Here is a 20,873-nt window from a genome sequence, read left to right on the forward strand (position 1 = left end):
TCTAATGGATCGCTTCTCCAGCATGAGCATTTTCGTCAGGGCGGTCGAGCTCGGCTCGTTCAGCGCCGCGGCGGAAGCGTTGAACATGTCGCCGCAGCTCGTCGGCAAACATGTGCAATTTCTCGAACAGCATCTCGGCGTTCGGCTTCTGAACCGCACCACGCGCCGCCAGCACCTGACGGAGGTCGGCAGTCAGTTCTACGAGCGCTCGCGCAATATTCTGGCCGAGGTCGAGGCTGCGGAGGCTCTGGCGGCGGAAAGCCGGGCCGTGCCACGTGGCAAGCTGAGGGTCAACGCTCCCGTCACCTTCGGTATTCACGCGCTCGCACCGATGCTTCCCCAATATCTGAGTGCGAATCCGGAGGTTTCGATCGATCTGTCGCTCTCGAACCGCATGGTAGATCTGATCGACGAGGGCTACGACGCGGTCTTTCGCATCGGTGAGCTTGCCGACAGCGGATTGATCGCCCGCCGTCTCGGCCCCTATCGCCTGGTGGTCTGCGCAGCGCCGAGCTATCTGCGCGCCCACGGCACCCCCTCCACGCCGGATGATCTTCGAAATCATGAATGCCTGATCTTTTCGCATACCATGCTGAGGACGCACTGGGATTTCGAGGGGCCGGAGGGGAATGTGAGCGTTCCGATCTCCGGCCGGCTGATGATCGACAATGGCGAAGCGCTGCTGAAAGCTGCAGTCGCCGGGCTCGGCATCGTCCTGCAGTCGTCCGAGCTCATCCAATCCAGTTTGGAAACAGGTGCGCTGGTGCCGCTTCTGCCTGGGTATAGCGTGCCGACGCGCCAGCTGCATGTTCTCTACGCGCCGGATCGCCGCGTCACCCCGAAGCTTCGCAGCTTTCTCGATTTCGTTTCGGCAGAATTCGGCGGCCACGGATCGGTGTGACCGGGTGGCGGCGACCGACGAAGCGATCCTCCCAGCCGCACAACACTCCCGAGCGTGCCGCGCATTTCAGCGTTCAACTCGATTGGAAAGTGTGCGTTCGGCGGGTGGTCGTCACGCTCTTGCTCAATGTCGCGGCCACGGTATTCACCGTTGCAACCCACCACTCGTCGAAAAGCAGCAGCGGAGTTGCGGCAACTAGGCTCACGAGGATGGTGATGATCCCCGCGATCACGGCGGCCCATGCGTAGGAGCCGGACCAGTCGTATATGGTGGTGAAGCCGAAAGATGATGCCGATGCGATCACCAGGAAATGGGCGAGGTATAGGGGGAGGGAGAAGCGACCCAACAGCCGGCCGAGCTTGCCGGACAATGGGCGCGCGAGTTTGGGACAAAAAATGAGGCTGACCAATAGGCCGATGGATCCGGCAACCTTCAGATGCTGATCCAGCGAGCACAGCAGGAGGATCGAAACGAGGCTGATAAAGGCTGCAATCCAGATGTTATTGATGGCCCGCGGCCCGCTCCAGGTAACCAGAAACGCCAGATAGGCTCCGGCGATAAACGGCAGGAAAGGATGGACGTAGGTCCATAGCAGGTAGGCCGAAACGATCATCGATAGAAGCTGCACGATCGACGATGCACGCATGGTCAGGGCGCAGAGCAGAAAGACCAGGAGACTGCCGTAATATTCGAATCTCATCGTCCACAGATTGGAATTGTACCAGAATTGATCCGGCAGCAGGAAAACGAGCAGGGATTGCCTGATTGCCGATGCCGGTGTCGGCGTGAAGCCTGGCGGCAAAGGAGCGTCGCCGAATGTCCTGAGCCAATCCGATCCCGTTATCAGGGCGGCTTCCGCGTTATAGTTGAGATGAAAAAATAAGATCAGAAAGCCGAAGCCGATCGAGATGGCGGCCGGCCCCATCAATCTCGGAAGCCGCTTCAAAGTAGATGCCAGCAACGTCTTGTAGTCGGGTCGTCGATAGAATTTCAAAGCCAGAACGAATCCGGATAGCACGAAGAAGAAGGTGACCGCGGATTCGCCGCGCATAAGCCAGGCGAATGGCGTCGCAGCCAAACCCTTGGGAAAGGGCTCCTTGATCCAAGGCAGAAAGGCCAGGCAAAAGTGGTGAAACATCACGATTATGGAGGCGATGCCGCGCATCGCTTCCAATGGCGTCAGTTTGGTAGGCGCCGTCTTGGGTACCTTGTCCTCTCCGAGGAGCATTTGCGGAAACTCAACCCTGAATATTATTCCCGGCGCTTATGACAATTGACGTCGGTTAATATTCTACGCACTGCCGGGGAAGCGTCAGAAGATACGGTTAAGCATCCTACAATTCCTTAGGCGACAGGACGATTCGTCTTGCATGGGCCATGCTGGTGATGGCGATGGCCAGTGTCGCGACGATGAGCAGGGCGCCGACTGCGAAGGTGATCTGCATGCCCGTTGCAATCGCTTCCGGACGCGCCGTGGTGATGTCAGTTGTTCCCGACCCTAGCGTGAAGACGGCGCCCATGGCGGATGCGCCTGTTATAAGGCCCAGGTTCCGCGACAGGCTCAGCATGCCTGATATGACGCCGCGCCGCTCCGGCGTGATGTTGCTCATGATCGTCGTGTTGTTGGACGCCTGAAACATCGCATAGTTCGAGGTGACAATGACGAGCGGTCCGATATAGCCGGCAGCGCCGAACCTGCCTTGCAGCAGAGCCATCAAGGATAGACCGACAACCATGCCGACAAGACCGATCATGGTCATGCGGTGGGCGCCGAAGCGGTCGACGATGCGGCCGGCGGGCACGCCCGTCAGTGCGGAGACCAGTGGGCCGGCGGACATGATGGCACCGACATGGGCGGCATCGAAGCTCAGCGCCCGGGAGAGATAGAAAGGCCCGACCACCAGCGTCGTCATGATAACAGTGGAAACCAGGGTGCTCATGGCAAGCCCCACGCTCAGCGACGCATCGCGGAACATCGAAAGGCGTAACAGCGGCGACTCCACTTTCGTTTCGGTGACCGCAAAGAGAGCGATGCCGAACGCGGCCGCCAGCAGCAGGCCGATATTCACCGCGCCGAAGCTGCCGTGCCCAAGGGTCATCGCCAGTGCGTAGGCGGCCAGCGTCAGGGCGAGCAGCAAAGTGCCGATCGTATCCAGTCGCCCCTTGCTCGTCTTGCGGTCCCGACGATCTGCCGGCAGGAAGCGGGCGGCGAGCAGGAAGTTCGCAATCCCCAATGGTATGTTGACCAGGAAGATGGTCTCCCAGCCGTACCAGGCGATCAGCAGTCCGCCGAGCGAGGGGCCGAGCGTGGTGCCGATCGCGGACATGGTGCCGAGCAGGCCCATGGCGCTGCCTGTCCGCTCCTTCGGCACGGTTTCGCCGACCATCGCCACCGTCAGCGCCATCATCATGGCGGCGCCGAGGCCCTGTAGGGCGCGTGCCGCGATCAGCAGCCACAATGTCGGCGCGATCCCGCAGAACAGCGAGGCGAGGGTGAACAGCGCTATTCCGGTCAACAGCAGTCGCCGCCGTCCGACGATGTCGCCGAGCTTGCCGACGCTGACGATTAGCGTGGTGCTGGCAAGCAGATAGGCAAGCACGATCCACTGCACCTGCTGGAATGAGGCGCCGAACGCCTCGGAGAGTGTCGGCAGGCCGACATTGGCGATGCTGGTATCGAGCGAAGGCATCAGCATGGAAAGAGAAAGGCTGGCAAGCGCCCAGCGGACCGAGGATGCGGTCTTGTCCGGTTTTTCAGTGATCGGCTTCAACATGAGCTCCAATTCTGGCGACGTATTAAAAAGTCCCGGCGAAAAGGTAGCTCTTTGGCATGTGTGGCGGAATGCGCAGCGTTTGCACTTCATTCGTGCATATGACGCTATATATCGGCGAAATCATGCTATGTTCGCCGGCATGTCCACACCCGATCTCAATCTGCTCGTCACCCTCAATGCGCTTCTCTCGGAAGGCAGCGTCGCCCGTGCGGCGCGGCGCTTGCGGCTAAGCCCCTCCGCCATGAGCCGGGCGCTCGCCCGCTTGCGCGAGACAACCGGCGATCCTCTTTTGGTCAGGGCGGGGCGCGGTCTCGTGCCGACGCCGCGGGCATTGGAACTGCGCGAGCGTGTTGGCCCGCTTGTCGAAGAGGCGGAGGCCGCCCTGCGGCCCGCCGAAACGCTGGATCTGAAACAGCTTGGTCGGACCTTCACGATCCGCACCCGCGAGGGCTTCGTCGAAAATTTTGGGCCGGAGTTGATCGCGCGCATCGCTGAGCAGGCGCCCGGCGTGCGGCTCTATTTTACGCAGAAGCTGGACAAGGACAGCACGCTGCTCAGGGACGGCACGATCGATATGGAGACCGGTGTTGTGGGCGACGATACCGGCCCGGAATTGCGAACGCAGCCGCTGTTTCGCGACCGCTTCATCGGCGTGGTGCGCAATGGCCATCCTCTCAGGGAGAGCGTGATAACGCCGGAGCGTTACGCTGCCGGCCAGCATATCCTCGTCTCGCGGCGTGGCTTGCAGAAAGGGCAGATCGACGTGGCGTTGGAGGAATTGGGGCTGGAGCGGCAGATTGCTGTGATCGTCGGCAGCTTTTCGGCGGCGCTGGCTCTGGCGCGCGCCTCCGACCTGATCGTCAGCGTGCCCGAGCGATATACCGGCAATCTGCGGGTCGACATGCACAGTTTCGCGTTGCCGGTGCCGACATCGGATGTGATGATCTCGCTGCTTTGGCACCCACGCATGGATGCCGATCCGGCGCATCGCTGGCTGCGGGGCTGCATTCGCAATGTCTGCGCCGAATTGCGTTCGGAGCAATCAGTGAGATTCAAAGTCGGCTAAATAATTGCGTAGCAGGCGGTCAAGGGCTTTTCGTTCGCCTTCCGAGAGGGTCGAGATCAAACGCCTCTGCGTTTCGACATGCGCCGTCACCGCTGCGTCGATCAGGTCGAAACCCTTCGGCGTCAGTGATATCAGGAAGCTGCGGCCGTCCTCGGGATTCTGGGTGCGGGCGACGAGGCCGGCCTTTTCCAGCTGGTCGATGCGGTTGGTCATCGTGCCCGATGACACCATCATCGTATCCATCAGGTCGCCGGGAGAGAGGGTGTAGGGCTCGCCGGAGCGGCGCAGCGTCGCCAGCATGTCGAAGTTCGCCGAGTTCAGGTTGAAGCGGCCGAAGGTCTTCTCCATTTCGCGCGAGAGGTGGAGCGTAAGATTGCGCATGCGCCCGAAGAGGCCCATGGCCGTGGTGTCGAGATCCGGCCGCTCACGGCGCCATTGCTCAAGAATTTTGTCGATACGATCCATGTCTGGACATCGCCATGGATTTATCTTGACGTCAAGACATTTCGTATTATCTTGAGGTCAAGATAAATTCTGGGGCCAAGATCATGAACCGCAATTTCGACCTGCTGCTGACAGCCATCGCACCGGCGATCTGGGGCAGCACCTATCTGGTGACGACTGAGCTTTTGCCGGCCGGATATCCTCTAACAGTCGCCATGCTGCGCGCCCTGCCAGCCGGGCTGCTATTGCTTGTGATCGTTCGAAGGCTGCCGCAGGGGATCTGGTGGCTGAAGTCGCTGGTGCTCGGCGCGCTGAACTTCTCCATCTTCTGGTGGCTGCTGTTCATTTCGGCCTATCGGCTGCCCGGTGGGGTGGCGGCGACCGTCGGGGCGGTCCAGCCGCTGATCGTCATCGTGCTGGCGCGGTTGCTGCTAGGCTCGCCAATCCGCAGCCTCTCCATTGTCGCTGCCATTGCCGGTATCGGCGGCGTCGCGCTGCTGATCTTGACGCCGAATGCGACGCTCGATTCGATCGGCATCGTCGCCGGTATTGCCGGTGCCTTTTCGATGGCCGGCGGAACCGTGCTCAGCCGCCGTTGGCGTCCGGATGTCTCGCCGTTGACCTTTACGGCATGGCAGCTGACGGCGGGCGGCCTGCTGCTATTGCCCGCCGCGCTGTGGCTCGAGGCGCCGCTGCCGCACCTGACTGGCGCCAACATTCTCGGCTTCACCTATCTCGGGCTGATCGGCGCGGCGCTCACCTATATTCTCTGGTTCCGTGGTCTCTCGCGGCTCGAGCCTTCGGTGGTCTCGCCGCTTGGCTTTCTCAGCCCGACCATGGCGGTGCTCCTCGGATGGGTAGTGCTCGGCCAACAGCTGAGCCCGATGCAGATCTTTGGCATCGTCATCGTGCTCGGCAGCGTCTGGCTCAGCCAGCGGGCGCAGCGGGGCTTGGCGGCTCAAACTCTCGTACAATCCGTAAGTAAGGCCACTCCATCTTGAGTGCGGTGTGGAATCCAGATGGATACTGGTCGCGGATTCCTTGTGACATATGTCTCAGGTTGTCTATCACGCAGACGCTGATTTCACGACTTGGTTAAGTTTAGTCGCAAAGCCGTCGCTCCAATTCGGATTTTGCGAATATCCGCTGCTAAGAGATATGAAGGGCATCATGGCAAATACCGATATGATCGAGGTCTTGCGAACATCAATGCACCCATATTGGAACCCATCGGAAGCTGGTGGGATATATCTTCTCGGCGCAGTTAATGACGATGAAGCCAACGGCGCTATCCTCTTAAAACTTCTTGCTCTCTGCCCGGACATAGCTGCCGACCGCCCAGATAAGTGGGAGGTATTGGCGGAAAGATTGGCCGATACAGCTCGGCGTTTCTTCGAAACCTATGAGCTTGGTCCAGGGCCATATAAAATCGACAATTATCATGCTGCTGTCGCTGAAAATGGAGAACTTCAGCTCAATGAATGGGGAGACGCAAGCATCAAGGTGCCGACAGAAGCCAGCTTCATTTTCACCGTTACAGAAGAACATCTGTCGCTCATCAAGAGCATGAATATCCGAGCCTATTACGGCTACGTCGAGCTTATGGATTGCAAACGCCCTTATGGCGATATGTCTTATTTCTATTCCGATATGGCCGATGCTTTGGGGGACTCTGTTCAGCGTGACGAAGAGGGGAAGCCAGCGTTCTCATCGGAAACAGAGAAACGGTATCAAGCGCTGCATGGCGAAATGCTGTTCGCGGCACAGGCTTTTTGGGATCATGCTTCCCTCAAAGGTCGCTAAAATCCGAACTTATCGCGATAAAAATGCTCTTGTAATTTTTGTCGCAAAAACTCGAAGTTTCGCGACAGATAAGATATTCCGCAATTGAGTTAGGGCGGCCATTGGCCGCCCTTTGTCATTCATGCCGTCGAGCGGATCAGTTCCACTCGCGGATATCGACGAAGTGGCCGGCGATCGCGGCGGCGGCGGCCATGGCCGGCGAGACCAGATGCGTACGGCCCTTGAAGCCCTGACGGCCTTCGAAGTTGCGGTTCGAGGTTGACGCGCAGCGCTCGCCTGGCTTCAGGCGGTCGTCGTTCATGGCAAGGCACATCGAACAGCCAGGCTCGCGCCAATCGAAACCGGCAGCCTTGAAGATCTTGTCGAGGCCTTCGGCTTCCGCCTGTTCCTTCACGAGGCCGGAGCCCGGAACGATCATGGCGTCCACAGTCGCAGCCACGGTCTTGCCTTCGACGACCTTGGCAACGGCGCGCAGGTCTTCGATACGGCCGTTGGTGCAGGAGCCGATGAAGACACGATCGACATTGATCTCGGTCATCGGCGTGCCAGGCTTCAGGCCCATATAGTCGAGGGCGCGCCACTTGGAGGTACGCTTGGTCTCGTCCTGGATTTCATCCGGGTTCGGAACGACGCCCTGAACGGAGATGACGTCTTCCGGCGAGGAGCCCCAGGAGACGATCGGCGGCAGGCTTGCGGCATCGAGCTTGACGATGCGGTCGTAATGCGCGCCTTCGTCGGACTGCAGCGTCTTCCAGTAGGCAATCGCCTGCTCCAGCGCCTCGCCCTTCGGCGCGCGCGGCTTGCCCTTGATGTATTCGAAGGTGATCTCATCCGGAGCGATCAGGCCGGCGCGGGCGCCGCCTTCGATCGACATGTTGCAGATGGTCATGCGGCCTTCCATCGACAGCGAGCGGATGGCTTCGCCGGCATATTCGATGACGTAGCCGGTGCCGCCTGCGGTGCCGATCTCGCCGATGATGGCAAGGATGATGTCCTTGGCGGTGACGCCCGGCGGCAGCTGGCCGTCGACCTGCACCAGCATGTTCTTCGCCTTCTTCTGGATCAGCGTCTGCGTGGCGAGCACATGCTCGACCTCGGAGGTGCCGATGCCATGCGCCAGCGAGCCGAAGGCGCCGTGCGTCGAAGTGTGGCTGTCGCCGCAGACGATGGTCATGCCGGGCAGCGTGAAGCCCTGCTCGGGGCCGATGATGTGAACGATGCCCTGACGCTTGTCGTTTTCGGAGTAGTATTCAACACCGAATTCGGCGGCATTCTTGGCGAGCTGCTCGACCTGGATGCGGCTTTCCTCGTTCTTGATGCCGAGGTGGCGATCGGGCGAGGTCGGCACGTTGTGGTCGACGACAGCCAGCGTCTTCTGCGGGGCGTGAACCTTGCGACCGGTCATGCGCAGGCCTTCGAATGCCTGCGGTGACGTCACCTCGTGCACGAGGTGGCGGTCGATATAGAGAAGACAGGTGCCGTCATCCTGTGCGTCGACCAGATGGTCGTCCCAGATTTTGTCGTACAGTGTGCGTGGAGCGCTCATGGCTACAGATCCATATTGGCATTGTCGAAGATGGGGGTGACGGATCAGGACCGCCGGCCTCGGGTGTGATCAGCGAAGTCGGCTGTTGAGCGCGCCCGAAATCATCGCAAAGAAACGTGCCGGCAGGCGCTTGTGGTCCTGCAGCACGAAAGCCGTGACGTAACGTCCGTCTTTGCTCATGATCTTACTCATGGCCATGCTCATATCAATTTTCAAAACCTTCGGCAATGGCGACGATAGGCTGTATCGGTACGGCCGGCTTTGGCATTATACCTGCGCCCCCGGTGGCTGGCCCGCCGCCATGCGGGGGAAGGCGGAGCGATCGCTGCCCGAACGCCGGCGCATCCAGGATTCGAGTTGCCTGAGCAACAGCGACAGGCCGATCGTCAGCAACAGATAGATGAAGGCGAGGATCGACAGGGTTTCGAAATAGCGGAAATTGGCCGAGTAGTAGAGCTTGGCGAGCTGGCTGATATCGGCAACCCCGAGGACCGATACCAGCGAACTGTCCTTGACCATGGCGATGAAATCGTTCGACAGCGGCGGCAGGATGACACGGATTGCCTGCGGAAAGACAACGAGGCGGAAGCGCTGGAAGCGGCTGAGACCCAGCGCCTTGGCCGCTTCGATCTGGCCCTGGTCGACCGCCTGGATGCCGGCGCGGAAGATTTCGGCGATGAAGGACGAATAGGCGATCGTCAGCGCGATGATCGTGCGCCAGACGAAGGGCACGTCGCGGGTGATGAGCGGGCTGGTCCAGCCGGCGGAAATCAGCGGCGAAACGATGAAATTATAGGCGGCGACGAAGGCCGGCGTGCCGACGAAAGCAATATAGGCGAGCAACACCAGTATCGGGATACCGCGCACGATCTCGATATAGAGGCGCGCCGCCTGCCGCAGCACGAGGAAGTCCGACAGACCGAGCAGCGCCAGCGCAAGGCCGAGCAGCATCGCGAGCGTAAACGCCACCAGCGTCACGAAGACCGTGACGCCGATGCCGTTCAGCAGAAGAGAGAAAATCTGGGCATAGAGGCCGTTCGCCGCAATCGCGAATGAGGCGGCGATGCCGAGGATGGCGAGGGCGACTAACCACCAGGGAAAGTCTTCCTTGCCGCGGTGCCCGCCCGGGCCTGCAAGCAGTGCCATCAGAGCGGGCTTCCCATATATCGATCTTCAGAGTTCATTGGCCCATCTTATAGTCGAGGAACCACTTCTTGTTCAGCGCCTCGAGCGTGCCGTCGGCCTTGAGGCTGGCGATGGCGGCATTGATCGGGGTGACGAGATCGGAGCCCTTCTGAAAGATGAAGCCGAAATCCTCGGTGCCGAGCGGGCCGCCGACCAGCTTCAGGCCGCCGTTGGAGGCATCGACATAGCCCTTGCCGGCCGTGCCGTCGGTCAGCACCGTATCGACGTCGCCGGTCTTCAGGGCCTGAACGGTGGCGCCGAAGGTTTCGAAGGTCTTGATGCGCGGGTTCTGCTCGTTGCCATCGAGTACCGAATAGACGGCGGTGTAGAAGGGGGTCGTGCCCGGCTGTGCGCCGATCAGAGCGTCCTTCACGGCGGCGAAGCTCTTGGCGTCGGTGAAGCGCTTTTCGTCACCGCGCACGAGCATGAATTGCTCGGAGCGCATGTAGGGGTCGGAGAAATCGACCTTCTGCTTGCGATCGTCCTTGATGGTGATGCCCGTCATGCCGATGTTGTACTGGCCTTCGGAAACGGCCTGGATCATCGCATCCCAGCTGGTGTTTTGATATTCGACCTTGAAGTTCAGACGCTTGGCGATCTCGTTCATCGCGTCATATTCCCAGCCGATCGCCTTGTTCGTCTTTGGGTCGATGAACTGCAGCGGCGGATAGGCATTCTCGGTGACGACGATGACGGTCTTACCTTTGAGATCAGGCAGGTCGGCGGCGAAAGAAGCAAAGGGTGCAAGCACGAGGGCGCTGAGGCCCAGAAGAAACGAGCGACGGAATGCCATGGAAATTTCCCCGATTAGCGTGGCGCGAAAGTGTCATATTTGGAAAGCCAATGGCAAGGCTGTTGCCACGGCGGCGATCATAAAAATAGAAAAGCAACTCTAAGAGGGTAGTTGGCGGAGAAAATTCTTTCCGTCAGGGCTAAGCCAGACAGCAAAAAGGCGACCCGAGGGTCGCCTTCAAGCTTTACGATCCCAAGTGGATCGAGACTTATTCTGCTGCCGGCTCGGCTGCAGCGGCTGCAGCAGCATCGGCGGCTGCCTTTGCTTCGGCGGCTTCGGCTGCTGCCTTTTCGGCTGCGAGAGCCTGTGCGGCTGCAACCTTCTCGGCTTCGATGCGTGCCTTTTCTTCGGCCAGAGCCTGACGCTCGGCATCGTTGAGCTTGCGGGCGCGGGTGCCGGTGTTCTCGACGATACGGGCAGCCTTACCGCGCAGGTCGCGCAGGTAGTAGAGCTTGGCGCGACGGACCTTACCGCGGCGAACGACTTCGACGCTTTCGATCATCGGCGAGTAAACCGGGAATACGCGCTCGACGCCTTCGCCATAGGAAATCTTGCGAACCGTGAAGTTTTCCTGCAGACCGCCGCCGGAGCGAGCGATGCAAACGCCTTCATAGGCCTGAACGCGGGTACGGTTGCCTTCCGTGACCTTCACGTTGACGCGGACGGTGTCGCCAGCGGAAAATTCGGGAAGGGTGCGCTTGGCTTCGATCTTGGCAGCCTGTTCGGCTTCCAACTGCTGAATGATGTTCATAGTATCAACCTCGTTGTTGCTTCAACAGCCAGAGCGCCCTTATCGATCTATCCCTGGTCGGACCTTCAAGGTCTCGCCTCGGATATATGCCGGTGAAGGCAGGGGCGAATGCGTCTGCTTTTCTTTGGTGGTTGATGGGAAATTTCCCATGCCGGGCGCGCACATACCCTATTGTCACGCGTTTGTCACCCCTTGGCGGTGGATTTAAGTGGCCTTTGTTGCGGATTGGGGTGCCCTGGGAGCAGTTTTTGATCCGGCGGCCGGTTTGAAGCTATTTCGCTGATGGGTTTGGCAGAAGATCCGGCCGGCGCTCGCGCGTCAGCTCTTCGGCCTTCTCCCTCTGCCATTTGCCGATTGCCGCGTGGTTGCCCGAGGTGAGGATGGCCGGGATCTCGCGGCCCTCCCAGATCTGCGGGCGGGTATAGTGTGGATGTTCCAGCAGGCCGCCTTCGAAGCTTTCGTGCAGGCCGGAGAGGTCGTTGCCCATGACGCCGGGCAGGATGCGGATAATGGCGTCGAGCAGGATCAGTGCGGCCGGCTCGCCGCCCGAGAGGATATAGTCGCCGATCGAGACTTCCTCGAGGCCACGTCCCTCGATGACACGCTGGTCGACGCCTTCGAAGCGGCCGCAGACGATGATGACGCCCTCACCATCGGCCAGTTCGCGCACGCGCTTCTGCGTCAGCGGCTTGCCGCGTGGGCTCATCAGCAGGCGCGGGCGGTTGTCGTTCTCACTGGCTTTATCGATGGCGCGGGCGAGCACATCCGGCTTCAGCACCATGCCGGCGCCGCCGCCGGCGGGCGTGTCGTCAACGGTACGGTGCTTGTCGGTGGCGAAATCACGGATCTGCACGGTGTCGAGCGACCATTGTCCGCGCTCCATCGCCTTGCCGGCGAGCGACGTGCCGAGATGGCCGGGAAACATCTCGGGATAGAGCGTCAATATGGTCGCCCGGAAACTCATGGTGTGGTCACTTCCCAATGAGGATCACTTCTTCTTCGGCTTGTCCTGCGGCTTCTCAGGCTTTTCCGGCTTGCCGATAAGATCGTCGGGGTTGTTGATCAGGCCGGCGGCCCTCGGGTCGATTAAAATCTTGCCGCCCTCGAGGTCGATTTCGAGCACGGCGGCTTCGGAAAAGGGGATCAGCACGGGGCGCTTGCCCGGCCCCTTCAGCTCCAGTAGATCGCCGGCGCCAAAATCATAGATGCCGCTGACCGTGCCGTAGCCGACACCCTGGTCGTCAACGGCTTCCAGCCCTTCGAGATCGGTGTAGAAGAATTCGTCGTCGTCCAGTTCGTCATCCGGCAGATTGTCGCGCTCGATGTAGAGTTCCAGCCCGTTCAATGCCTCGGCGGCCTTGCGGTCGTTGACGCCGCGGAAGCGCACGATGACAACGTTCTTGGCCTCGCGGATTTCCAGGACTTCGAAGCTGCGGCCATCCATGCTGTGCAGGTGGCCGTAATCGCCGAGCGCGGTCGGATCGGACGTATAGGCGCGGGCACGCACTTCGCCTCGCAAGCCCTGTGCGGCGCCGATAGTGGCCATCAATACCGGATTTTGCAGTTTCGTCATGGTCTCTTCGCCGATTGCCGGGATCCGCTGCAGCGACCTTTGCACGTCACTTCTGACGCGCGGTGCTGTCGTTGTGCTCTCTCATAGGCTGAACGCTAGCCGATGGGAAACAAAAAACGGGCGACATGTTGCCATGCCGCCCGTTTTTGACAGTCACAAGGACCGATTATTCAGAAGCAGCAGCAGCGGCGTCAGCAGCCTTCTGCGCCTTTTCAGCAGCGCGTTCCTGAGCGCGCTTGCCCGGCTTTGCCTTTTCCGGGTTGTTCTTGGCGTCGCGGGTAGCAATGCCAGCTTCGGCGAGGAAGCGCAGAACGCGGTCGGTCGGCTGAGCGCCGTGGTCGAGCCAATGCTTGATGCGCTCGGCCTTGAGTTCAACGCGCTTGGCGTCGTCCTTGGCAAGCATCGGGTTCCAGGAGCCGAGGGTCTCCAGGAAACGGCCGTCGCGCGGCGAGCGAGCGTCGGCTACGACAACGTGGTAGTACGGGCGCTTCTTGGAGCCACCGCGGGCGAGACGAATTTTCAGTGCCATGTTAATTCTCCTTAGGCTTTTCTTGACCGCTTCGTTGTGCGGTATGGTTACGTCGCGCTGCTTTTTTCGTACCGCATGATCCCCGTCGAAAACGTCCTGCGTCCCTCGGGATCATGCGGCCAGGGGGTTACCCTTTGAAATCCGCAGCGATCTGTTCATGATGCCGGATGACTTCCTTGATGACGAAGTTCAGGAACTTCTCGGCGAAATCCGGGTCCAGATTGGCGTCCTTTGCCAGGCGGCGCAGGCGCTCGATCTGAAATTCTTCGCGCGCCGGGTCGGCCGGCGGCAGGTCGTATTTGGCTTTCAGCACGCCCACTTCCTTCGTGCAGCGGAAGCGTTCGGCCAGCATATGCACCAGTGCGGCATCGATATTGTCGATCGACTGGCGGTAGTTGCCCAATTGGGCCTTTACGTCTGGATCAATCATGGGGGTCAACGATCCTTCTCACTTCTTCTTCGGCAAACCGGGAAGCCCCGGGAAACCACCGCCGAGGCCTGGCAGCTTGGCGCCGCCGAGACCCGGCAAACCACCGGGCAATCCACCACCGCCACCGAGGCCCGGCATACTGCCGGGACGGCCGAGGCCGGCGGCTTCGGCCTGCTTCTGCAGGGCTTCGAGCTGCTTGGGGTCCATGTTCGACAGGTCGGGCATGCCGCCCATACCGCCGCCGAGACCCATCTTGCCGGCAAGGCCGCCCATCAGCTGCTTCATCATGCCGCCTTTGCCCTTGCCGCCCATCATCTTCATCATGTCCGCCATCTGGCGGTGCATCTTCAGAAGCTTGTTGATGTCGGAGGCGTCGGTGCCGGAGCCGGCGGCGATGCGCTTCTTGCGGGAATGCTTCAGGATGTCAGGATTGGCGCGCTCGGCCTTGGTCATCGAGGAGATGATGGCGAGCTGGCGACCGAAAAGCTTGTCGTTGAGGCCGGCAGCGGCCATCTTGTCCTTCATGCCGGACATGCCGGGCATCATGCCCATGATGCCGCCCATGCCGCCCATTTTCTGCATCTGGCCGAGCTGATTGGCGAGATCGTTGAGATCGAACTTGCCCTTGGCCATCTTGGCGGCCATGGCGGCCGCCTTTTCGGCGTCGATATTCTCAGCCGCCTTCTCAACCAGCGAGACGATGTCGCCCATGCCGAGGATGCGGTCGGCGATACGGCGGGGATGGAATTCTTCCAGCTCGCCCATCTTTTCGCCGACGCCGATCAGCTTGATCGGCTTGCCGGTCACGGCGCGCATCGAAAGAGCCGCACCACCACGGCCGTCGCCGTCCATGCGGGTCAGCACGAGGCCGGTGATCCCGACGCGCTCGTCGAAATTGCGGGCGAGGTTGACAGCGTCCTGACCGGTCAGGCTGTCGGCGACCAGCAGGATTTCGTGCGGATTGGATTTCTTCTTGATATCCGCCATCTCGACCATGAGCGGCTCGTCGATATGCGTACGGCCGGCGGTGTCGAGAATGACGACGTCATGGCCGCCGAGCTTGGCGGCCTGCACGGCGCGTGCGGCAATATCGGTCGGCGACTGGCCCGCGATGATCGGAAGCGTGTCGATGCCCGTCTGCACGCCGAGCTGACGCAACTGCTCCTGCGCTGCCGGACGGCGCGTGTCGAGCGAAGCCATCAGGACCTTCTTGCGGTCGCGACTGGTCAGGCGATTGGCGATCTTGGCCGATGTCGTCGTCTTACCGGAGCCTTGCAGACCGACCATCATGACGACGACCGGGGCCGGGGCGTTGAGGTCGATGCCGACGCCTTCGCCGCCGAGCATTTCGATCAGCTCGTCATGGACGATCTTGACGACCATCTGGCCGGGCTTGATCGACTTCAGGATCTCGGCGCCGACAGCCTTTTCGCGGACGCGATCGGTGAAGGAGCGAACGACATCCAGCGCCACGTCGGCTTCGAGCAGCGCGCGGCGAACCTCGCGCAGTGCTGCGGAAACATCGGCTTCCGAAAGCGCGCCGCGGCCAGTCAGTCCATTCAGAATGGAACCAAGACGGTCCTGGAGGTTTTCAAACATCGTTTCTTCCTTATCGATCGCCTGGGATTTGGATCTTGCGCAACTATGCGCGGTTCCTCGCCCGAAAACGTCGTGCTTTTCCATGACGAAAACAAGACGCAAAGCCAAAAAGCACCCGAGGGCGCATCGCGCTGTCGGGTGTTGACCTCCGGGATCTCTTTATACCTAAATGGGTCCCGGTCGGTGGCTCGGAGGCTTGTGCTCGTCGCAGATTGCGGGCGATAAACAGGAAAAGGCCGGCAAAGTCAACCCAAGGCGGCCGAAATGCCTGAAATGCACGGATGATATCGCTATATCGATGTCGATTTGACCGTACCACCGTCTTCCAATTGTTGTATCGATGCCCGCCGTCAAGTGATTCCCCGAGACAGTTCCGAATGAATGATGCAGCCCTGACCGATCTCCTCGCCGCCTGCCGAAACTATGCCGGTGGCCGGGTCGACGCGCGGTTCAACGCCGTGGCGCAGGCCTTCTATGCAAGTGCCAAGACGCAGCCGAAGATCGCGGCACGGGCGGCGCGTGAACTTGCCCGGCTGCCGCCGCCGGGTGCTGCGATCCTTGCCAACATGCTCGGCACCATCGTCGAAAAGGGCGGGGCGGTGGAGCGCAGCGGTCCGGCCGTGTGGGAACTTTATCTGGCCTGGCTGCCGCAGATCCACCGCGGCTTTGTCGGCCGCAAGGAGCTGAGCCTGCGGCAAAGGCAGTTGCTCGATGCTTTCCAGCTGCTTAGCCAGTCGGCCGTGTCGCATCTTTCCGTCATGCCGGAGCAGCGCAAGCTTGCGGCTGGTGACAAGGCCCTGATGGCGCAGCTTGCCGAGCTGCAGGATTATACGCCGGGTGCTGCCTGGGTCCGCCAGGTGCTCTTGAGCCGAAGCGACGCCCTGCTGGTGCTGCATCTGCCGAGCCGTCAGGGCTTTCGGTTGCGCTACGACAATATCGTCAACAGCTTTCATCTGTTCACGCTGATCCAGGCAGCCTTCGGCGAGACGGTACCCGGTGGCCGTGCGCCCAACAGGTTCATCGTCGATATGGCGCGCTCGGTGACCGTGGCCGAAGAGGGCAATGACGAGCCGTGGTGGCGCTATCAGACGGTGCAGCCGAACGAGCCGGGCCTTGTCGAGATTTCCGGCGAGGCGTCCGTCGAGACGATTGCCCGCATCGATGGCCGCCAGGTCATCCTGCTTTCGCCTCCGGTCGAAGGCACAGCATTCTGGGATACGAGCTTCTTCACGCCGCAGCTTTTCGCCATGCCCGCAAATGTCGTGCTGGAGCAGACCCTAACGGCACAGGAGGTGGCGGAATGGCTCGACCGGATCGGCTTGCCGGTGGGCGAGGCGACGGGTGTGCAAGGAGCGGACAAGCCATGACCAGCTCATCCGGCTCGGCCAAGAAGAATCCCTATTATCAGGGTCCGGTCTCAGATCATTTCGACGGTCAGCGCTTCTTCAATCCCGGCGGCGTCGCGCCGGGCAATGCATTCGATCTTCTGCGCTGGCAGCTCGGTGGCGGACGGGTGCGCTGGCCCAATCCGGTCATCAGCGCCTTTCCGCCGGCGAGACCCGACCGGCATGTTTTCGGCGAGCAGATGCGCGTGACCATGGTGGGGCACGCCTCGATGCTGGTGCAGATTGCCGGGCTGAACATCCTGACCGACCCGGTCTGGTCGGAGCGGGTCAGCCCCTTCCAGTCCTTCGGGCCGAAGCGCGTCGTGCCGCCCGGCATCCGCTTCGAGGACCTGCCGCATATCGATCTCGTGCTCGTCACGCACAATCACTACGACCATCTCGATGTCGCAACGCTCCAGCGCCTGCATGAAGCGCATCGGCCTCACATCGTCACACCGCTCGGCAACGACGCGATCATCCGACGCGCCGTCCCGGACGCCAATATCACCGTGGTCGACTGGGGCGATCGCACCGCCATCAAGGCCGGCGTGACGATCGATGTCGAGCCCTGTCACCACTGGTCGGCGCGCGGCATGGGCGACCGGCGCATGGCGCTTTGGGCGGCATTCGTGCTGACGACGCCAGCGGGCAAGATCTATCATGTCGGCGACACCGGCTTTCACGACGGCATCAATTATCAAGCCGTCCGGGAAAAGCATAGCGGCTTTCGCCTCGCGATCCTGCCGTTCGGCGCCTACGAGCCGCGCTGGTTCATGAAGGGTCAGCACCAGAATCCGGAAGAGGCGGTGAAGGGCATGAAGCTCTGCAATGCCGCCTATGTCGCCGGACATCACTTCGCGACCTTCCAGCTGACGGACGAGGGCATCGATGAACCCGTTCACGCGCTGGATGCGGCCTTGAGGGATGAGGGCGTGGAGCCAGATCGTTTTCGGCCGCTCAGGGCCGGCGAAGTTTTTGATGTGCCAGCTGTTTGAGGACTAGTGGCCGTTCATGGCAAAAGCCCTTCTCCTCGGAGGAAGAAGGGCTTTTGGCGACATCTGCTGCACGAGCAAGCCTTACTGCTTGATCTCAGGCTCAACCAGTTTCGCCAGATTGATCAGCGATTCCTGCCAGCCGAGATAGCAGGCTTCCGGCGGAATGACGTCCGGGATGCCGGCCTGGGTGATATTGACCTCGGTTCCGACGAGAACCTTCTTCAAGGTCACGGTCACTTCCATTTCGCCCGGCAGGTTCGGGTCGTCGAACTTGTCGGTATAGCGCACCAGCTCGCCGGGAACGAGTTCGCGGAAATCGCCGCCGAAGGAATGGCTCTCGCCCGTCGTGAAGTTGCGGAACGACATCTTGAACGTGCCGCCGACTTTTCCTTCGAAATGATGCACGCTGCAGGCAAAGCCGTTCGGCGGCAGCCACTTGGCAAGCGCGTCGGCCTCCAGGAATGCGCGATAGACCTTTTCCGGGCTGGTGGCCAGAACGCGATGCAGGTGAATGGTATTCGGCATGGTCATAATCCCTATGGTTTGACGGAGTGGACGAGCCTAGGACGTGGCAGCTTTTGATAATCCGACATTGATGGATGATTTTTTCTCAAAATGAATTCCGTCAAGTCCAATACGGTCAGATTTGCCGCGAGATCATATAAGGGGACACAATGGGAAGACGCGCCACCCGCCCTCGTGGTTCGAGACGGCCCTGCAGGCCTCCTCACCATGAGGGCTACCTCCCTCATCTGGCTTGCAATTCGCCCCGCCCTCATCCTGAGCCTGTCGAAGGATCGAGGCGGCCCGGGAAAGCTCACTCAATCCTGAATAATATCGCCCTTCACGCCCCACTGGTAATTCCCCCGCATTTCCGCCATATACAGCTCGAAAACACTGACGGACATGACATCATGAGTGATACGGTCGAATTCGCGAGGATGAACGGGCTTGGCAACAAGATCCTGGTCGTCGACATGCGCGGCCGCAAGGATGTGGTGACGCCTGCAGCGGCGATTGCGCTCAATTCCGACCCGGCCACCCAGTTTGACCAGATCATGGCGATCCACGATCCGAAGCTGCAGGGCACCGATGCCTGGATCGATATCCTGAACTGCGATGGCACGAAGGCTCAGGCCTGCGGCAACGGCACGCGTTGCGTCGTGCAGGCGCTGGCGGCCGAAACCGGCAAAAAGGTTTTCACCTTCCAGACTGTTGCCGGCATCCTCAATGCCAGGGAGCATGAGGACGGCACGATTTCGGTTGATATGGGCACGCCCGTTTTTGACTGGGACAAGATCCCGCTTGCCGAGGAATTTGCCGATACCAGCCGCATCGAGCTGCAGATCGGACCGATCGACAATCCCGTCCTGCATTCGCCTTCGGCCATGTCGATGGGCAATCCGCATGCGATTTTCTGGGTGGACAAGGACCCGATGTCCTTCGATCTCGATCGCTTCGGCCCGCTGCTGGAAAACCATCCGATGTTTCCCGAGCGCGCCAACATCACGCTGGCGCAGGTGCTGTCGCCGACGACAGTGCGCACCCGCACCTGGGAGCGTGGCGCCGGTCTGACGCTTGCCTGCGGTTCCGCCGCCTGTGCCGCCGCCGTCAGCGCCGCGCGCACCGGCCGCACCGGCCGCAAGGTGACGATCGAGGTTGCCTCCGCGCCGGCCCCCGGCAAGCTCACCATCGAATGGCTTGAGAGCAACGACCATGTCGTCATGACCGGGCCTGCCGAATGGGAATGGTCCGGCACCGTCGATCCGGTCACGGGCAGCTTCTCGCGCGATCCGGAGCAGGGGGCTCAGGCGCGGTGAGCGGGGTCGAGGTCATTACCTTCGGCTGTCGTCTCAATACCTATGAATCCGAAGTGATGAGGGCCGAGGCGGAGAAAGCCGGGCTCAACAATGCCATTCTGGTCAATACCTGTGCCGTGACGGGCGAGGCCGTGCGCCAGGCGCGGCAGGCGATCCGCCGCGCGCGACGTGACAACCCGCATGCCCGCATTATCGTGACGGGCTGCGCGGCGCAGACCGAGAAGCAGACCTTTGCCGAAATGGCAGAAGTGGATGCCGTGCTCGGCAACGAAGAAAAGCTGAAGAGCGCTTCCTATCGCTCCCTGCCGGATTTCGGCGTTTCGGCCGAAGAGAAGCTGCGCGTCAACGACATCATGAGCGTGCGTGCGACGGCACCGCAGATGATCCGCCATATCGATGGCCATGTCCGCGCCTTCATCCAGGTGCAGAACGGCTGCGATCATCGTTGCACCTTCTGCATCATTCCCTATGGCCGCGGCAATTCGCGCTCGGTGCCGATGGGCGCCGTTGTGGAGCAGGCGCGTAACTTGGTCGAAAGCGGTTATCGCGAGATCGTGCTCACCGGCGTCGATGCCACGAGCTATGGCGCCGATCTGCCGGGAACCCCGACGCTCGGCCTGCTCGCCAAGACGCTTTTGAAGCAGCTCCCCGAGATCCGAAGGCTACGGCTTTCCTCGATCGACAGCATCGAGGCCGATCAGCATCTGATGGATCTGATCGCCGACGAGCCGCGTTTCATGCCGCATCTGCATCTGTCGCTGCAGCATGGCGACGACATGATCCTCAAGCGCATGAAGCGGCGACACTCGCGCGCCGATGCCATCAGTTTTATCGCGGATGTGCGCCGCCTGCGCCCGGAGACGAGTTTCGGCGCCGACATGATCGCCGGCTTTCCGACCGAGACGGAAGAAATGTTTGCCAATGCCGTCGGCCTGGCCGAGGAAGCCGGCATCGCGCATCTGCACGTCTTTCCTTACAGCCCGCGCCCCGGCACGCCGGCCGCCCGCATACCACAGCTTGATCGCGGCCTCATCAAGGACCGCGCCGCCCGCCTGCGCGAAGCCGGGCAGAGATTGCACCGGACCCATCTCGACAACATGGTCGGCACGCGGCAATGGCTGCTTGTGGAGAATGGCGGGTTGGCGCATACGGAAAACTTCACGCTTGTCGCCGCCCCCGGCCTTCGCCCGCGCGACCTTGTGCAGGTCGCAATCACCGGCCACAATGGCAAGCACCTCGACATGCAACTTCTGGCCGCCGCCGCGGCCTAATGCTTCAA

Annotated in this window: 21 protein-coding genes; 8 read left to right on the top strand and 13 right to left on the bottom strand. The window is 61.0% G+C overall.

All coding sequences use genetic code 11. The annotated features are described in order from the left end of the window. Positions 1 to 4 precede the first annotated feature (4 nt). Positions 5 to 901: a LysR family transcriptional regulator gene (locus GA0061103_RS28425; protein ID WP_092717265.1), complete on the top strand. Its 897-nt coding sequence runs from the start codon at positions 5 to 7 to the stop codon at positions 899 to 901. A gap of 73 nt (positions 902 to 974) precedes the next feature. Here the strand turns inward: GA0061103_RS28425 and GA0061103_RS28430 are convergent, their stop codons facing one another. Together GA0061103_RS28430 and GA0061103_RS28435 are read right to left on the bottom strand one after the other, a co-directional pair. Continuing rightward, positions 975 to 2,129, bottom strand: coding sequence for an acyltransferase family protein (locus tag GA0061103_RS28430; protein WP_092717267.1), 1,155 nt, complete (start codon positions 2,127 to 2,129; stop codon positions 975 to 977). 106 nt (positions 2,130 to 2,235) lie between these two features. Then, complete coding sequence (locus tag GA0061103_RS28435; protein WP_092717270.1) at positions 2,236 to 3,675, bottom strand: MFS transporter; 1,440 nt, start codon at positions 3,673 to 3,675, stop codon at positions 2,236 to 2,238. 139 nt (positions 3,676 to 3,814) lie between these two features. On the opposite strand from GA0061103_RS28435, the gene GA0061103_RS28440 reads away from it, so the two are divergent. Continuing rightward, on the top strand, positions 3,815 to 4,741 hold the full coding sequence (locus GA0061103_RS28440; protein ID WP_092717885.1) for a LysR family transcriptional regulator: 927 nt from the start codon (positions 3,815 to 3,817) through the stop codon (positions 4,739 to 4,741). Here the strand turns inward: GA0061103_RS28440 and GA0061103_RS28445 are convergent. Beyond that, positions 4,718 to 5,206 carry a MarR family winged helix-turn-helix transcriptional regulator gene (locus GA0061103_RS28445; RefSeq protein ID WP_092717273.1) on the bottom strand — a complete coding sequence of 163 codons (489 nt, stop codon included), beginning with the start codon at positions 5,204 to 5,206 and terminating at the stop codon, positions 4,718 to 4,720. The genes GA0061103_RS28440 and GA0061103_RS28445 overlap by 24 nt on opposite strands. Before the next feature lie 83 nt (positions 5,207 to 5,289). Between GA0061103_RS28445 and GA0061103_RS28450 the strand changes: the two genes are divergently transcribed. Next, a complete protein-coding gene (locus GA0061103_RS28450; protein WP_092717275.1) occupies positions 5,290 to 6,186 on the top strand; it encodes an EamA family transporter in 897 nt (298 codons plus the stop codon). Between the two features lie 49 nt (positions 6,187 to 6,235). Beyond that, entirely contained in the window at positions 6,236 to 6,988 is a 753-nt protein-coding gene (locus tag GA0061103_RS34850; RefSeq protein WP_141694480.1) for a hypothetical protein, read from the top strand. Between the two features lie 136 nt (positions 6,989 to 7,124). On the opposite strand, the gene leuC is transcribed toward GA0061103_RS34850, so the two are convergent. The 9 genes from leuC to ffh all read right to left on the bottom strand — a co-directional run bounded on the left by leuC (position 7,125) and on the right by ffh (position 15,394). Further along, the gene (gene leuC, locus GA0061103_RS28460; RefSeq protein ID WP_092717281.1) at positions 7,125 to 8,534 is read right to left on the bottom strand and encodes a 3-isopropylmalate dehydratase large subunit; all 1,410 of its coding nucleotides are present in this window, start codon (positions 8,532 to 8,534) and stop codon (positions 7,125 to 7,127) included. A 267-nt stretch (positions 8,535 to 8,801) separates the two neighbouring features. Further along, positions 8,802 to 9,680 carry an amino acid ABC transporter permease gene (locus GA0061103_RS28465; RefSeq protein WP_092717283.1) on the bottom strand — a complete coding sequence of 293 codons (879 nt, stop codon included), beginning with the start codon at positions 9,678 to 9,680 and terminating at the stop codon, positions 8,802 to 8,804. 34 nt (positions 9,681 to 9,714) lie between these two features. Next, positions 9,715 to 10,512 (bottom strand): transporter substrate-binding domain-containing protein, encoded by a 798-nt coding sequence (locus GA0061103_RS28470; RefSeq protein ID WP_092717286.1) that lies wholly within the window; start codon positions 10,510 to 10,512, stop codon positions 9,715 to 9,717. 208 nt (positions 10,513 to 10,720) lie between these two features. Next, positions 10,721 to 11,263 carry a 50S ribosomal protein L19 gene (gene rplS / locus GA0061103_RS28475; protein WP_092717289.1) on the bottom strand — a complete coding sequence of 181 codons (543 nt, stop codon included), beginning with the start codon at positions 11,261 to 11,263 and terminating at the stop codon, positions 10,721 to 10,723. Positions 11,264 to 11,534: 271 nt separating this feature from the next. Next, positions 11,535 to 12,227, bottom strand: a complete 693-nt coding sequence (gene trmD / locus GA0061103_RS28480) for a tRNA (guanosine(37)-N1)-methyltransferase TrmD (RefSeq protein ID WP_092717292.1) — start codon at positions 12,225 to 12,227, stop codon at positions 11,535 to 11,537. Between the two features lie 24 nt (positions 12,228 to 12,251). Next, the gene (gene rimM, locus GA0061103_RS28485) at positions 12,252 to 12,836 is read right to left on the bottom strand and encodes a ribosome maturation factor RimM (RefSeq protein ID WP_092717887.1); all 585 of its coding nucleotides are present in this window, start codon (positions 12,834 to 12,836) and stop codon (positions 12,252 to 12,254) included. 166 nt (positions 12,837 to 13,002) lie between these two features. Then, on the bottom strand, positions 13,003 to 13,365 hold the full coding sequence (rpsP, locus tag GA0061103_RS28490; protein WP_092717295.1) for a 30S ribosomal protein S16: 363 nt from the start codon (positions 13,363 to 13,365) through the stop codon (positions 13,003 to 13,005). 127 nt (positions 13,366 to 13,492) lie between these two features. Then, a complete protein-coding gene (locus GA0061103_RS28495; protein ID WP_092717298.1) occupies positions 13,493 to 13,795 on the bottom strand; it encodes a chorismate mutase in 303 nt (100 codons plus the stop codon). Positions 13,796 to 13,813: 18 nt separating this feature from the next. Continuing rightward, entirely contained in the window at positions 13,814 to 15,394 is a 1,581-nt protein-coding gene (ffh, locus tag GA0061103_RS28500; protein WP_092717301.1) for a signal recognition particle protein, read from the bottom strand. A gap of 377 nt (positions 15,395 to 15,771) precedes the next feature. Between ffh and GA0061103_RS28505 the strand changes: the two genes are divergently transcribed. Both GA0061103_RS28505 and GA0061103_RS28510 read left to right on the top strand, forming a co-directional pair. Then, entirely contained in the window at positions 15,772 to 16,761 is a 990-nt protein-coding gene (locus tag GA0061103_RS28505) for a hypothetical protein (protein ID WP_092717304.1), read from the top strand. Beyond that, positions 16,758 to 17,774, top strand: coding sequence for an MBL fold metallo-hydrolase (locus GA0061103_RS28510; protein WP_092717307.1), 1,017 nt, complete (start codon positions 16,758 to 16,760; stop codon positions 17,772 to 17,774). The genes GA0061103_RS28505 and GA0061103_RS28510 overlap by 4 nt, the downstream gene beginning before the upstream one ends. An 81-nt stretch (positions 17,775 to 17,855) precedes the next feature. On the opposite strand, the gene GA0061103_RS28515 is transcribed toward GA0061103_RS28510, so the two are convergent. Further along, positions 17,856 to 18,299 (bottom strand): SRPBCC family protein, encoded by a 444-nt coding sequence (locus GA0061103_RS28515; RefSeq protein WP_167376663.1) that lies wholly within the window; start codon positions 18,297 to 18,299, stop codon positions 17,856 to 17,858. A 389-nt stretch (positions 18,300 to 18,688) separates the two neighbouring features. Here GA0061103_RS28515 and dapF point away from each other — a divergent pair, with 389 nt between their 5' ends. Beyond that, complete coding sequence (dapF, locus tag GA0061103_RS28520; protein WP_092717312.1) at positions 18,689 to 19,594, top strand: diaminopimelate epimerase; 906 nt, start codon at positions 18,689 to 18,691, stop codon at positions 19,592 to 19,594. Then, positions 19,591 to 20,865 (top strand): tRNA (N(6)-L-threonylcarbamoyladenosine(37)-C(2))-methylthiotransferase MtaB, encoded by a 1,275-nt coding sequence (gene mtaB / locus GA0061103_RS28525; protein WP_092717315.1) that lies wholly within the window; start codon positions 19,591 to 19,593, stop codon positions 20,863 to 20,865. The genes dapF and mtaB overlap by 4 nt, the downstream gene beginning before the upstream one ends. Positions 20,866 to 20,873: the final 8 nt, after the last annotated feature.

This window comes from Martinezella multihospitum (assembly GCF_900094585.1).
Classification (GTDB): Bacteria; Pseudomonadota; Alphaproteobacteria; order Rhizobiales; family Rhizobiaceae; genus Rhizobium; species Rhizobium multihospitium.

Coding starts and splice junctions, on each gene's coding strand:
- GA0061103_RS28425 (WP_092717265.1), top strand. CDS start 5: ATGGATCGCTTCTCCAGCATGAGCATTTTCGTCAGGGCGGTCGAGCTC.
- GA0061103_RS28430 (WP_092717267.1), bottom strand. CDS start 2,129: ATGCTCCTCGGAGAGGACAAGGTACCCAAGACGGCGCCTACCAAACTG.
- GA0061103_RS28435 (WP_092717270.1), bottom strand. CDS start 3,675: ATGTTGAAGCCGATCACTGAAAAACCGGACAAGACCGCATCCTCGGTC.
- GA0061103_RS28440 (WP_092717885.1), top strand. CDS start 3,815: ATGTCCACACCCGATCTCAATCTGCTCGTCACCCTCAATGCGCTTCTC.
- GA0061103_RS28445 (WP_092717273.1), bottom strand. CDS start 5,206: ATGGATCGTATCGACAAAATTCTTGAGCAATGGCGCCGTGAGCGGCCG.
- GA0061103_RS28450 (WP_092717275.1), top strand. CDS start 5,290: ATGAACCGCAATTTCGACCTGCTGCTGACAGCCATCGCACCGGCGATC.
- GA0061103_RS34850 (WP_141694480.1), top strand. CDS start 6,236: ATGTCTCAGGTTGTCTATCACGCAGACGCTGATTTCACGACTTGGTTA.
- leuC (WP_092717281.1), bottom strand. CDS start 8,534: ATGAGCGCTCCACGCACACTGTACGACAAAATCTGGGACGACCATCTG.
- GA0061103_RS28465 (WP_092717283.1), bottom strand. CDS start 9,680: ATGGCACTGCTTGCAGGCCCGGGCGGGCACCGCGGCAAGGAAGACTTT.
- GA0061103_RS28470 (WP_092717286.1), bottom strand. CDS start 10,512: ATGGCATTCCGTCGCTCGTTTCTTCTGGGCCTCAGCGCCCTCGTGCTT.
- rplS (WP_092717289.1), bottom strand. CDS start 11,263: ATGAACATCATTCAGCAGTTGGAAGCCGAACAGGCTGCCAAGATCGAA.
- trmD (WP_092717292.1), bottom strand. CDS start 12,227: ATGAGTTTCCGGGCGACCATATTGACGCTCTATCCCGAGATGTTTCCC.
- rimM (WP_092717887.1), bottom strand. CDS start 12,836: ATGACGAAACTGCAAAATCCGGTATTGATGGCCACTATCGGCGCCGCA.
- rpsP (WP_092717295.1), bottom strand. CDS start 13,365: ATGGCACTGAAAATTCGTCTCGCCCGCGGTGGCTCCAAGAAGCGCCCG.
- GA0061103_RS28495 (WP_092717298.1), bottom strand. CDS start 13,795: ATGATTGATCCAGACGTAAAGGCCCAATTGGGCAACTACCGCCAGTCG.
- ffh (WP_092717301.1), bottom strand. CDS start 15,394: ATGTTTGAAAACCTCCAGGACCGTCTTGGTTCCATTCTGAATGGACTG.
- GA0061103_RS28505 (WP_092717304.1), top strand. CDS start 15,772: ATGAATGATGCAGCCCTGACCGATCTCCTCGCCGCCTGCCGAAACTAT.
- GA0061103_RS28510 (WP_092717307.1), top strand. CDS start 16,758: ATGACCAGCTCATCCGGCTCGGCCAAGAAGAATCCCTATTATCAGGGT.
- GA0061103_RS28515 (WP_167376663.1), bottom strand. CDS start 18,299: ATGCCGAATACCATTCACCTGCATCGCGTTCTGGCCACCAGCCCGGAA.
- dapF (WP_092717312.1), top strand. CDS start 18,689: ATGAGTGATACGGTCGAATTCGCGAGGATGAACGGGCTTGGCAACAAG.